The following is a 13,570-nucleotide window of genomic DNA, read 5'->3' as shown; positions in this document are numbered from 1 at the left end:
CCTTTGCTAGTTGTGCGGGTATTGTAATGATGACTATAGCGATAACAACTCGGAGCAGCTACCACCAGCCCGCCGTTCTTGTCTGGCTAACGATTATTGTAGTAAGCCTGCTCAGACAATTTGTGATATTCGGCCACCCCTTCGTAGAATTGCCGGTAAGAGTCGTACACCTTCTTAAACATGGGGTCCTGGGCAGACTTTTCTGCCAGCACTTTTTGGGTAGCGTCTTTCAGCGCCCGCAGCACATCATCAGGCAGTGGCTTCACTTTAACACCGTGCTCGTTAATAAGCTTTTGCATAGCCTGATTATTACGCGCCGTATATTCATCCAGCATGTCCTGATTGACCGCCCGGGTGGCGACTTCAACAATTTTCTGGAGATCGGCGGGCAAGGCATTATAGGCCTCTTCATTTACAATGAACTCCAGCGCCGTGCCCGGCTCATGCCAGCCAGAATGGTAGTAATTATCAGCCGCACGGAATAAACCAAAGGCCAGGTCATTGTATGGCCCTACCCATTCAGTAGCGTCGATAGCGCCGGTTTGCAGGGCGACGAAGATTTCGCCCCCGGTCATGGTCACAGGCACGCCACCCACCTCTTTGAATACTTCACCGCCCAAACCGGGGATGCGCATATTCAGGCCAGCTAAATCTTCCAGGCTGTTTATCTCCTGCTTAAACCAGCCCGCCATCTGGACGCCAGTGTTACCGCCTGCGAATGGTATCACGCCAAATGGCGCGTAAAGTTCACGCCATAGCTCCAGCCCGCCACCGTAATGTAGCCAGGCATTCATCTCGGTCACATTCATGCCAAACGGGATGGCAGAAAATATCGGCGCCGCGGGCATTTTACCTTTCCAGTAGTAGGCGCCGGCATGTCCCATTTGTGCAGTCCCTGATGCTACCGCATCGAATACCTCGAACCCCGGCACCAGCTCGCCGGCTCCAAACACCTGCACTTGCAGGCGTCCGCCGGACATGGTGTTCACGTACTCGGCAAAGGTCTCCGGCCCCCGGCCTAAGCCCGGAAAGTTTTTTGGCCAGGAGGTGACCAGCTTCCACTTAAAAGTTTGCTGGGTTGCTGCGTGCCCCGACTCGCCCCCCGTTGCGGGCGTCTCTTTTGAGCAGCCCGTTAGCATAATCAAAGCACCGGCGAATAACGCGGCTATACCGAATATTTTCATAAAGGATCCGTCTTAGTTGTACAAGGTATCAGGTAAACAGGTAGCCAGTTCCGGCCACACGGCTAACGCAATTAACAGCAATAACTGTATGCCAATAAATGGCACCACGCCGCGATAAATATCACTGGTCAACACGCTTGGCGGCGCCACACCCCGCAGATAAAACAGGGCAAACCCAAACGGGGGCGTCAGAAATGACGTTTGCAGGTTGACCGCCAGCATAATTCCCAGCCAGACGGGATCTATGCCCATAGCCAGCAGTACCGGCGCCACCAGCGGCACCACCACAAAAGTAATCTCTATAAAATCCAGAATAAAACCAAGAATAAATACCACCAGCATAACCACGAGCATGGCGCCGATGACTCCCCCTGGCAGGTTGGTCAGAAAGTCGTGGATAAGCCGCTCGCCACCAAAGCCGCGAAATACCAGCGAAAACACCGATGCGCCAATTAATATCAAAAACACCATCGAGGTGACTTGGGTGGTATTGAGCATCACCGCCTTTAACCGCGACCAGGTCATGCGGTTTTGCAGCAGTGCCAGAAGCAATGCCCCGGTGGCCCCCACTCCGGCCGCTTCCGTGGGTGTGGCGTAGCCTGCCAAAATAGAACCCAGCACAATGACAATAAGAAACAACGGCGGAAACAGCGCATTGAAAATGGCCCACCCTCGCATGGCGGGTAGCTCAGACTCGTCGGTATCCGTGGCAGGCAGGCTGCGCGCGCTGGCGAACATCACATACAGCAAATACAACGCCACCAGCAACAACCCGGGTATGAGCGCGCCTACAAACAGGTCGCCTACCGACACCGTGTCAGGTGAAAATATGCCCATGGACAACTGTGCTTGCTGATAGGCACTGGATAACACGTCCCCCAGTAAGACCAGGGCAATAGAAGGCGGTACAATTTGTCCCAGGGTGCCGGTGGCGCAAATCGCGCCGGACGCAAAAGCGGGGGAGTAGCCACGCTTGAGCATAGACGGTAACGACAGCAGCCCCATGGTCACCACTGTGGCCCCCACAATGCCGGTACTGGCGGCAAGCAGCATGCCCACCAGCACTACCGATACCGCCATACCTGAGCGGTACTTTCCCATCAGCGCCGCCATAGCGGTCAGCAGGTTTTCAGCGACCCGGGATTTTTCCAGTACGATGCCCATAAAAATAAACAACGGTACTGCAATGAGGGTGGAATTGGTGGTTATCCCGTAGAGCCGGTTAGGTAACGCGCCCAAATAGCTGACGTCAAACGTCCCTGTTAAAAGACCCAGTCCGGCGAAAATTAACGATGTGCCGGCCAGTGTAAATGCCACCGGAAAACCACACAGCAAGGCCAGGCAGACACAGGCAAACAGCGCAATTGCCATCCATTCCATAGCTTATCCCCGCCTCCATAAATACCAGTAGCGCCAGAGATCGCTGCCACCCTGCAACAAGGTTTGGACGGCAAATAACGGCACCAACGATTTGAGCAGGAACACCAGTGGCAGTCCGCCTGCTTCCTGAGACGACTCAAGCAACCGCCATGACTCGGCAGCATAAGGTAGGCTGACGACCAGGATCAGTACGCATACCGGGATCAGAAAGAAAGCCGTCCCAAGCAGATTAACCAACGCTTGTTTACCGGGAGCCATTTTGCGGTAAAGCACGTCCACGCGGACATGCCCGTCTGCACGCAAGGTGTAGGCGATACCTACCAGAAACACCAGGGCATGCAGGTACATCACCGACTCCTGCAACGCTATCCAGCCGAGCTGGAAGCCATAACGCAGCACCACCACCAGAAAAGTGACCACGACCATCAGAAGCGTGGCAATACTCACCCAGCGGCACAATGCAGCGTTCATTTTATCAATACGGGTATAGGGAAGTGTCTCGTCATCCCCTTGCGATGGCTTGGACATGGCTACTCATCAGTCCGTTTAACAGGTTGTTTACGTGAACCGCTAGAGTAATAAGAAATGGCTGATTTGCCAACGTTTTCCGGGGATAAAAGGGGTGGTAGGAACAGTCACAGGCAGAATGGAGCCGGTGAGTTCAGGCGTGGGTGAGGCAGGCTCAGGAAAGCCGGATGAAGAAATTAACCGAAGCAGCCAGGATGGCAGGCTGCTCCGGCACGCCGTTAGCTCAGTACGTCAAGCAACTCAACGTCGAATACCAACGTGCTGTAAGGGGCGATGGCTGCGCCTGCACCTTGCTCGCCGTAGGCCAGCTCATTAGGCACATACAAGCGCCACTTGGCACCCTCTTTCATCATCTGCAGCGCTTCTGTCCAGCCCTTGATCACGCCGTTTACCGGGAATTCCGCCGGCTGACCGCGCTCATAAGAGCTATCGAAAACCTGGTCGTTCAGCAGGGTACCGTGATAGTGCACGCGTACTGTGCTGTCAGCCTCAGGTGAATTACCTTCCCCTTCCGCCAGCACTTCATACTGAAGGCCGGACTCAGTCACATTGACTTCTTCGCGCTCAGCGTTCTTGCTCAGAAAAGCATTACCTTCTTCAATCACAGCTTTGCTGGCTTCAGCTTTGGCTGCCTGCAGACGCTGGTGAATTTCACCAAAGGCTTCACGCAGGGTGTCGTTGTCTACCTGCTGCGCTTCGCCAGCAAAGGCATCGCGCAATCCGGCTACCACAGCGTCAACTGCCATGCCGTCGAAAGGGTTGGTGCGCAGTTGCTCACCCATCTGATAACCAATGCCATAGCTGGCCTGTTTTTCAACTGTATCGAAAGTATCAGTCACAATAACTCCTGAAATAAAATTACATATACTGGTTAAGTTTTATCCAATCAGTACAATGAATAACGCGCCAGTATTTTTCGGGACGGGAGTGTATCACACCACGTATTTTCTTGCCTGACACAAAATTCGAAGCAAACTGAACTAAACTAAACGGTTTAATTTATAACCCTATGGCGTTAGACATCGTCGTCGGGAAACAGTAAGGTGAAAAGCACGCAAGCAGGAGGATACAATGCAATCACACTATGATGCGGAACTAAAAGACACGGTTCGTTACCTGGGCAAAACCCTGGGAGAAACTATCCAGGCACAACTGGGGCAGGAGTGGCTCGATAAGATTGAAACCATCCGTAAAGACGGGCGTGCTTCATATCAGGGCGATGACAAACGCAGTGAAAATCTGAAAGAAATTTTCAAAACCATGTCAGATTCGGACCTGTTAACGGTAGGCCGGGCCTTTGCTCAGTTTCTGAACCTGGGCAACATTGCCGAGCAGGAATACAACAGCGCCATGAATGTGGACGCCTCCATCGATGCCTTGTTCGAACATCTCGACAAAGCCGAATTGTCCGCCGAAGACGTGCAAAAAGCCGTCGCCAAACTGAATATCGATTTAGTGCTTACCGCGCATCCCACCGAAGTTACCCGGCGCACTCTTATCCATAAGCATAAGGAGCTGGCCCGCTGTCTGAAAGAACTGCATCAGGACAGCATCACCGACGCCGAGCGTGAAAAAATTGAAACCCGCATTGCCGATCTGATTGCCCAGGCCTGGCACACCGAAGAAATCCGCTCTGAGCGCCCTACCCCTGTAGATGAAGCGCGCTGGGGCTTTTCAGTGATTGAAAACTCACTGTGGGAAGCCGTGCCTGATTTCCTGCGCGAGCTTAATGATCGTCTGCAGAAAGATTACCAGGTGGCCCTGCCTCTTGATGCAGCGCCTGTGCAGCTGAGTTCCTGGATGGGCGGCGACCGTGACGGTAACCCTTTTGTAACGTCCAAGGTCACCGAACAGGTCTTATTACTGGCCCGTAAGCGCGCCGCCAAGCTGTTCGCCATGGATCTTGACCAGTTACAGGTCGAGCTCTCAATGTTCGACTGTAATGACGAATTACGCGCGATTGTGGGTGATGATGCTAATGAACCATATCGGGCCCTGCTACGCCCGCTCGTTCGCCGGTTCATTGCTACCCGCGACGGTATTTCAGACTACCTGGCCGGTAAAAATCCGGATGAATCCGACTGGATCACCAGCAATGAAGAGCTGATGGAGCCGCTGCTGCTGTGTTATCGCTCATTGTGCGACTGCGGCATGAAAGTGGTGGCAGACGGTATTCTGCTGGACACCATTCGCCGTGCGCGCTGCTTCGGCGTTCACCTGTTAAAACTGGATATTCGTCAGGACTCCGAACGGCACGCTGATGTACTCAGCGAGTTGACCCGTTATCTGGGTCTGGGTGACTACGGGCAGTGGAGTGAAGAGGACAAGCAGGCTTTCCTGCTGCGTGAGCTTAGCTCGAAGCGGCCCTTATTCCCGGCGAAATGGAATGCGTCTGATGATGTGAAAGAAGTACTGGATACCTGTCGGGTTATTGCCAAGCACAGCCAGACTGGCTTTGGTATTTATATTATTTCTATGGCCAGCGAAGCGTCTGACGTGCTGGCCGTTCAGCTCCTGCTGCAGGAAGCCGGCGTAACCTGGCCAATGCCGGTGGCGCCGTTATTCGAAACGCTAGACGATCTGAATAATTCGCCGATCGTGATGCGCAAGCTGTTGTCTATCGACTGGTATCGCGGCTATGTGAAAGGCCAGCAGTACGTCATGATTGGTTACTCTGACTCAGCGAAAGATGCCGGCGCACTGGCTGCAGGCTGGGCGCAGTATGAGTCGCAGGAAGCGCTGGTTGCACTGGCCGAGGAATTCGACTGCACCCTGACGCTGTTCCACGGCCGTGGTGGTACTATTGGCCGGGGCGGTCTGCCTGCCCATGCGGCTATTCACTCACAGCCTCCCGGCTCGCTGGATGGCGGCTTCCGGGTAACTGAGCAGGGTGAAACCATTCGCTATAAGTTTGGGATGCCACAACTGGCAAAACGCAGCCTGGGTATTTATACCAGCGCGATAATCGAAGCCATGCTGTTCCCGCCCCCGGCACCGAAGCAGGAGTGGCGTGAGCTTATCACCAAGATGGCCGGGCTGGGCCGCGATAATTACCGCGCCACCGTCCGTCAGGACAAAGACTTTGTCCCTTACTTCCGGGTAGCCACTCCGGAACAGGAGCTGGGTAAACTGCCGTTGGGCAGCCGTCCTTCTAAGCGTAAACCGCAGGGCGGGATCGAGAGCCTGCGCGCTATTCCATGGATATTCGCCTGGGCGCAAACGCGACTGGTGTTGCCCTCATGGTTAGGCGTGATGCGCGCTATCGACAAAGTGAAATCTGAAAGCGACGAGAAAATCGTCAACGAAATGTTCACCGAATGGCCTTTCTATCGTTCACGGCTGTCGATGCTGGATATGGTGTTTCATAAAGCCGACCCCCGCATCAGCGCAGAATACGATGCCCGGCTGGTACCGGACGAACTGAAACACTTTGGGAAGGCGTTACGCACTGAACTGGAAGAAAGCATCGAGTCGCTGCTTGCGCTGACCGGTCAGGACAGCATTATGGCAAACGATCCCTCCGGCAAAGAGTCAATGGAGGTTCGCGCGGCGTATCTGCAGCCCCTGCATTATCTGCAAATTGAGTTGCTCGAACGTATCCGGGAAGCCGGTGAAGATGCCAAGAACAGTGAGCTGGAACGTGCCATGATGGTGACCATTGCGGGTATCGCCATCGGTATGCGCAATACCGGCTAAGTAATCATTCATCTATCAATACAAAGCCCGCTTCACGCGGGCTTTTTTATTGGTGCAGTTTTATGTGTCCTGCAAATAGCGATCAAGCCACGCGATCACTTCGGTCAGCATTTGTGTGCGGTAAAACGAAAGACTGTGATCGCCATGGGAAAATGTGACCAGTTTATGCGGATGAGATAACGCAGAGAGGCGTTCTGCGGCCAGTGTGGCGTTATCGTAGCTGACGCGTAAGTCGTCAGTACCGTGAAGCAATAAAATGGGTACGTTGCGGTCCAGTTCGTCCATCCAGTAAATTGAAGATCGACGTTCAAGCTCTGCTTTTTGATTATCAGCAAAACCCGGAATCATACTGGCCATGAGTTTTTTCATTTCAGGACGGCGCTGAGTGCTGTTAAAGGCATTAACGCTGCCTGCTATCATTATCGCGGCAGAAATGTTCTCAGGGCGCTTACGCAATGTCAGCCAGTTCATCATGCTCCCCCTGCTAACCCCCATCAGCGCTATCTTACTACCGTCGGCCCCGGGCAAAGTTTTGGCAATATCAATCAGCCGCAGCACGTCATTCACATCGTTACCGCCGAATTCATCGGTGCCTTCGCTGTACTTTGAACCACGGTAATTACTGGCCAGTACAATATACCCCTGTTCCGCAATTGGAAGCAGCATATTGTAAAGGCGTGTGCGTGTGACGTTGTGACGACTATTGCCCCCACGGTTATAAATAACTACCGGAAGCTTCTCTGATACGGGGGCTGTGGGATAGGCAATTACCCCGGCAATAGTCAGGCCATCTGACTGATAGGTTAACCAGTGTGCATCGGTGGCTGCCTTCAGGCGATCAAAGTCACGGGGATCAATGCTGCGCTGCCATCGTTCGGCGCGAAGTAAAGGTTTGGACTGTTGTTTGACTGCCGTCAGCCATTCGGCATAACTGGAAAATGGGATGGCGGCCCCGGTGTAGGTAAGTTCTGGCGAGCGAAATGCCGCAGGGGGCGGTTCGTAAGTTTCGCTGTCAGCAATAACCGGAAAATTTATGAGTACCAGCAGTACAGCTGTTAACAATCCTTGTTTCATGGGTGATTCCTTCTCTTAATCATGATGCTTTAGCATACACCAGCTCTTCCGCGCCACACACGCAATAACAAAAAAAAGCGCCTTCCCCGTTAAGGAAAGGCGCTCTGTATAGCTGAATGCGAAAGTGTCAGCAGGGATTAGCCGTTAACGAAGTCAACGCCCATTTTGATGTCGCCACGCAGACCTTCCAGCATGTCTTCTTTGGCTTTCTGCTCAAAGTCGCTCAGTTCACCGTACGGCAGGATTTCTTCTACCCCATTCGCGCCCAGGCGTACCGGGTGTGCAAAGAATGCTGCGTCATCGCTGTCATCAGTTTGTACGTAGGCATACTCAACTACGTTCTCGCCCTGCATTGCCGCTACCAGCGACAGACAGAAACGGGCAGCGGCCTGACCCATAGACAGTGTGGCTGAACCACCACCGGCTTTCGCTTCTACCACTTCGGTACCGGCATTCTGGATACGTTTTGTCAGGCTGGCAACTTCGTCATCAGAGAAGGATACGCCCTCTACCTGAGACAGCAACGGCAGAATAGTGGTACCCGAGTGGCCACCAATTACCGGTACGTGAGTAACCGCTGGGTCTACGTCTTTCAGTTCGGCTACGAAGGTTTCTGCACGGATCACGTCCAGCGTAGTGACACCGAACAATTTGTTCTTGTCGTAGCAACCCTTCGCTTTCAGGGTTTCTGCTGCAATCGCCACTGTGGTATTGACCGGGTTAGTGATAATACCCAGGCACGCAGACGGACAATGCTCAGCAACACCTTCAACCAGGTTTTGCACAATGCCAGCATTGATATTAAACAGGTCGGAGCGGTCCATACCAGGCTTACGGGGTACGCCGGCAGGGATCAGCACAACATCAGATCCGGTAAGCGCATCTGCCAGGTCTTCTTTACCGTGACCGGTTACTTTTACCGCAGTGGGGATATGGCTCAAATCAACAGCAACACCAGGTACAACTGGCGCAACATCATACAGCGCTAATTCAGAACCTGCTGGCAGTTGTGTTTTTAACAACAAAGACAGCGCTTGACCAATACCACCGGCAGCACCTAACACGGCTACTTTCATACCATTTCTCCTATGGAATACTCACGTATAAAAAAGGGAACGTCACACTAATGCAACGAAGGGGAAAACTCAATCACCTTATAGCCCATTGGCTGGCAATGGGCACAACTTTTTGAGCAATATTCAAAATCGTGAATGATTATGCAATTAAATTGCACAAAGTTCACCTCTCCGGCACAATATATCCCCTTTCTTCACCCTCGAATTGTTTACAGGGCACTATGGCAAATCAAAAACAAGAACAATTAATTAAGGCTTTCAAAGAGATACTGAAAGCTGAAAGCTATGGCTCGCAGGGCGAAATTGTTGAAGCACTTAAAGAACAGGGTTTCGACAATATCAGCCAGTCTAAAATTTCGCGCATGCTGAGTAAATTTGGCGCCGTGCGCACCCGCAACGCCCGTGGTGACATGGTGTACTGCCTGCCGCCTGAGCTGGGCATGCCTACCGCCAAAAGCCCGTTAAAACAATTAGTGCTGGATATTGTGCATAACAACGTGATGGTGATTATCCGCACCAGTCCCGGCGCGGCACAACTGATTGCCCGGCTGCTCGACTCGCTGAGCAAAAAAGACGGCGTGCTGGGGACCATTGCCGGGGACGATACCATTTTTATAGCCCCTGCCGATGTGGAAAAAATTGAAGACTTACGACAACGGGTGGAAGACCTGTTCGACAACGTCTAGCAATAAAAAAAGGGGAGCAAAACGCTCCCCTTTCTACTCACAATATAAGGCTTATTTACCCAGCCGTGCAATAAGCGCCTCGGCCGCAGGCTTTGAGGAGGCCGGGTTCTGTCCGGTCACCAACAGATCACTTTCGCACACATGGGGTTCGAAATTGTCTGCCTTTGAAAACTTACCGCCCTGTTTTACCAGCTCGTCTTCAACCAGATAAGGCACCACCTGAGTCAGCTCCATCGCCTCTTCTTCCGCATTGGTAAACCCGGTCACGTCCTTATCTTTGATGAATGCGTTACCGTCAGGCCCTTTCACCTCTTTCAGTACAATGGGCGCGTGACATACTGCCCCAATCGGCTTATCGGCTTTCGCCATCGCTTCAATCAGTGCAATGGAGTGGGCATTGTCAGACAGATCCCACAACGGGCCGTGCCCGCCGGGATAAAACACGGCATCGAACTCATCCGCGATCACGTCTTCCAACGGGATCGTGGAAGCTAACGCGGACCTTGCCTGCTCGTCATCGGCATAACGACGGGTAGCATCGGTCATCGCGTCATCACCCAGGCTATTTGGATCAAGAGGCACCTGTCCGCCCATCGTAGACGCCAGCGTTACCGTGTACCCGGCGTCGACAAAGGCATAGTACGGTGCAGCAAACTCCTCCAGCCACGCGCCGGTTTTGTTGCCCGTATCACCCAGCACTTCGTGTGACGTCATTACCATTAAAATTCGCTTGCTCATGTACCCTCCTTTCAAAAGTGTCATCTAAGATGGGTACTGGTATTGCGCCAAAGCAGATTATTAATTTTATAAAAGAAATCAGTAATAGTGGGTCCTTGCTCACTCTTCGGGGCTCTGGGTACGTCAGGCATAAAAAAAGCCGGTCACAGAGTGGCCGGCTTTCTATATGTTTCGCTGTGCGAATTAGAAGCGGTATTCAACGCCTACACGAATTTCGTACAGTGACGCATCACCAACACGGGATTCTGCACGGTCACCCGGCCCAACCAGGTTAGGGAAATCAACCTGTTCCAGAATACCCCAGTCATCGTTTAGCAGGTTCGTCAGGTTATCAACCACGAAGAATGCCTGTGCACTGTGACCTTCAGAGAAGCCTGGCAGCTGCTGGGTAACCCGCAGATCCAGCTTGCCCCACCATGAACCGTACTCACTGTTACGCTCAGCACCTGGCTCCAGGACGTTTTCCGCGAAGTCCAGGAACGGCGTGAAGCCATAAGGGTCAACCGTACCGTTATACGCAAAGCTGTACGGCTGGCCTTCGTTCAGTGAACCAAACAGCGAGAAGCGTGTGGCGTAATCGTCAAACCACAGCGTCTCGTAGTTCAGTGTCGCGGTGAAACGATGACGAATGTTGTAGTTCGACGTAGAAGACACCTGCTCCTGCGGGTCGAAGAACGCGCGGTTGGTGTAGTTCGAGAACGCCACCGCACTGGTCATAGGCTGCACATCTTCAGCGTCGTTGTACGAGTAACCGGCCGTGAAGTCGATGCCGTTGTCGTATTGCTTGGCTACGCCAATTGATGCAGTCAACGAGGTACTGTCGGTTTCGGAGTTAGCCAGCTTGAAGCTGGGTTCGCGGACACTGTCATACTGAGGATAACCGTCCTCGGTAGTACCCACCTGCTCCAGGTCACCACGTAAAATGATGGCCTGATCCTGGCGACGGCTCACTAACAAGTCTGCAGTAACCACATATTGCTGTGGGAATATATGAGTAACACCCAGAGACAGTTTCCACTCCGAGGGCACCTTGAAGCCCGGCTCAAGATAGTTAATTTCGAAGTTGTCACCTACGCCACCTGACACAGCATCATACAGCTCTTGCGGAATACCGTAGCCTGGGCCATTTGGTACACCGTCTTCCAGACCCGCATACACTACGTCGTCATCAAACAGTGAGCGTGAACCATCGGTATAACCGAACGAACGGCCACGTTGCCCGAATTGCAGCACGTTATTTGCTGAGAAGCTGTTTGAGATCCATACATTGGGGTTACCACCCGAGTACAGGCCTAAACCACCACGCAATGTGGTGTCTTCGGTCCACTCATAGGTTACGCCAATACGTGGTTGCCAAAGACCTTCTCCATCCAGAGTTTCCGTGTTGGAGAAACCATAGTCAGCCACAAAGTCTGTGTTTTCTTCAGGTCGGTCGCTGGACGTATACCAGTCATAACGCATGCCCAGCATGAAAGTGAAATCACCGTAGTAGAACTCATCCTGAACATAGGCAGTATTTAACGCGTAGCCCCAGTCAGCCGCGGCATCTTCCGGGTTATGTGAGGGCGCATTGTTGTAATAAATCGCATCGGCAAACCCGTTACGGAAGTTTTCAATGCCGTCGAAACGAATTTCAGTTTCGGTGTGCTGAACAAACAGATTGAAAATATCCAGCGACTCACGCTCTAATCCGAACGTCAGCTCATGGCCATTATCGAAGTAGTAGAAACCGCGGAATGACAGGTTCAGCAGGTCGTAGCCCAGAACGTTTGACTGACGGCTGTCATCGCCACCCAGATAAACATCAACGTCATCGGTTTCAACACGAATTTCACCGAAGTCAGTACCGCCTACTGAGTTCTGGCGGTTTTGCAGGTCAAGGTAGCCTACCCGGACTTCAGTGGTGAATTGATCGGTCCAGTCTGAATACAATACACCTACCCACGATTCCAGCTCAGCGCCGCGCTCGTACAGGTGGTTAGCAAATTCAAACTCATCGTTGTCACCGTCGGACTCGGTGAAGTTGTTGCCATCGTTATAGTTGTACGTTAACGACATGCGGTGCTGGGTATTGATGTTCCAGTCCAGTTTCAGCAACACTTTTTCATCTTCATTATCGAAGCTTGAAGGAATTGGACCCGGATCGTACTGATAGACATCCCGCGCGATGCTGGCAATTTCATCAAGCTCAGCCTGGGTAATATCCACCTGATCTGCCGCACCCGAACCTGTTGGTCCGCGGAAGAACAGGTTTGCCCCTTCCAGTTTTTCATACGCTGCAAAGAAGAACAGTTTGTCTTCAATCAGCGGGCCACCTACGGTAAAGCCGTAGCGACGCTCGGAGTAATTACCGACGTCAACTTTGTCGCCTTCTATTGAGTCACCGCGGAAGCTGTCGCTGGTGTAATCAGCAAACACGTTGCCGTGAATTTCGTTGGTACCTGACTTGGTCACTGCGTTGATGTTACAGGCAGTAAAGCCTCCGTACATCACATCAAAGGGTGCCAGCTCAACGGCAACCTGCTCAATAGCGTCGTAAGGGAAAGGCATACGCTCGGTGGGATAACCGTTCTGGTTCAGACCGAAAGAGTCGTTCACTCGCACACCGTCCAGGGTAAAGCTGTTAAAGCGGGGGCTTTTACCGGCACAGCGAATTGAGTTTTCATCGCCACGAGACTCATCTACATAAATTCGCGGGTCGATACGCACGATATCGGTGATATTGCGGTTGATAGACGGTGCTTGCTCAAGCTCTTCTAAACCAAAGGTAGCAGAAGGACCACGTTCGTTAAACGCAGTGGCACTGATAGCGGACCCGGTCACCACGATGTTTTCGATATCGCGCTCGGCTTCCAGTGCCATGCTCAGGTTGTAGTCTTCACCCAGAGTTAGATACACATCTTCTACCACAGTATCTTCGAAGCGGTCGGAGTCCACGATAATCTGATAAGGACCACCTACCCGTAAGCCTTTTAACGAGAATTGACCACTCTCGCCAACCACGGCCTCACGCACTGTTCCCGATGGAATATGCAAAATTGTTATTGTGGCGCCAGCATCAGCATTGCCCTGAGGCCCAGTGATGTTTCCGCGAATACCGGATGATGTCTGTTGAGCCACAGCGGCTGTAGACAACCCGACAGACAGCGCAACTGCGACCGCAATGCGGCTCAGTTTGGATGATGTGTGCATGATGTGTTTCCCTTGT

10 protein-coding genes are annotated in these 13,570 nt (G+C 52.5%); 2 read left to right on the top strand and 8 right to left on the bottom strand.

From position 1 onward, the window contains the following. Positions 1-86: 86 nt before the first annotated feature. The 4 genes from OCL06_RS03755 to bamJ form a co-directional block, all read right to left on the bottom strand. Positions 87-1,184: a TRAP transporter substrate-binding protein gene (locus tag OCL06_RS03755; RefSeq protein ID WP_262992414.1), complete on the bottom strand. Its 1,098-nt coding sequence runs from the start codon at positions 1,182-1,184 to the stop codon at positions 87-89. 12 nt (positions 1,185-1,196) lie between these two features. Next, positions 1,197-2,564, bottom strand: a complete 1,368-nt coding sequence (locus OCL06_RS03750; RefSeq protein WP_262992413.1) for a TRAP transporter large permease — start codon at positions 2,562-2,564, stop codon at positions 1,197-1,199. Between the two features lie 3 nt (positions 2,565-2,567). Further along, on the bottom strand, positions 2,568-3,092 hold the full coding sequence (locus tag OCL06_RS03745; protein ID WP_262992412.1) for a TRAP transporter small permease subunit: 525 nt from the start codon (positions 3,090-3,092) through the stop codon (positions 2,568-2,570). 218 nt (positions 3,093-3,310) lie between these two features. Further along, positions 3,311-3,931: a BamJ family beta-barrel-assembly machinery protein gene (bamJ, locus tag OCL06_RS03740; RefSeq protein WP_308445990.1), complete on the bottom strand. Its 621-nt coding sequence runs from the start codon at positions 3,929-3,931 to the stop codon at positions 3,311-3,313. A 232-nt stretch (positions 3,932-4,163) separates the two neighbouring features. Here bamJ and ppc point away from each other — a divergent pair, with 232 nt between their 5' ends. Then, a complete protein-coding gene (gene ppc / locus OCL06_RS03735) occupies positions 4,164-6,788 on the top strand; it encodes a phosphoenolpyruvate carboxylase (protein ID WP_262992411.1) in 2,625 nt (874 codons plus the stop codon). A gap of 60 nt (positions 6,789-6,848) precedes the next feature. On the opposite strand, the gene OCL06_RS03730 is transcribed toward ppc, so the two are convergent. After that, on the bottom strand, positions 6,849-7,862 hold the full coding sequence (locus OCL06_RS03730) for an alpha/beta hydrolase family protein (protein ID WP_262992410.1): 1,014 nt from the start codon (positions 7,860-7,862) through the stop codon (positions 6,849-6,851). A 137-nt stretch (positions 7,863-7,999) separates the two neighbouring features. Continuing rightward, positions 8,000-8,938 (bottom strand): malate dehydrogenase, encoded by a 939-nt coding sequence (gene mdh / locus OCL06_RS03725; protein ID WP_262992409.1) that lies wholly within the window; start codon positions 8,936-8,938, stop codon positions 8,000-8,002. A 221-nt stretch (positions 8,939-9,159) separates the two neighbouring features. Here mdh and argR point away from each other — a divergent pair, with 221 nt between their 5' ends. Further along, positions 9,160-9,624 carry a transcriptional regulator ArgR gene (gene argR, locus OCL06_RS03720; protein WP_262992408.1) on the top strand — a complete coding sequence of 155 codons (465 nt, stop codon included), beginning with the start codon at positions 9,160-9,162 and terminating at the stop codon, positions 9,622-9,624. A gap of 51 nt (positions 9,625-9,675) precedes the next feature. On the opposite strand, the gene OCL06_RS03715 is transcribed toward argR, so the two are convergent. Next, positions 9,676-10,362, bottom strand: a complete 687-nt coding sequence (locus OCL06_RS03715; protein WP_262992407.1) for a type 1 glutamine amidotransferase domain-containing protein — start codon at positions 10,360-10,362, stop codon at positions 9,676-9,678. A gap of 183 nt (positions 10,363-10,545) precedes the next feature. Continuing rightward, a complete protein-coding gene (locus OCL06_RS03710; RefSeq protein ID WP_262992406.1) occupies positions 10,546-13,554 on the bottom strand; it encodes a TonB-dependent receptor in 3,009 nt (1,002 codons plus the stop codon). Positions 13,555-13,570 lie beyond the last annotated feature (16 nt).

Origin of the sequence: Alteromonas salexigens, from assembly GCF_025628895.1 — a bacterium.
In the GTDB taxonomy this organism is placed as follows: Bacteria; Pseudomonadota; Gammaproteobacteria; order Enterobacterales; family Alteromonadaceae; genus Alteromonas; species Alteromonas salexigens.
Note: the sequence above shows the minus strand (reverse complement) of the source record. Positions and strands in the feature narration are given on the sequence as shown.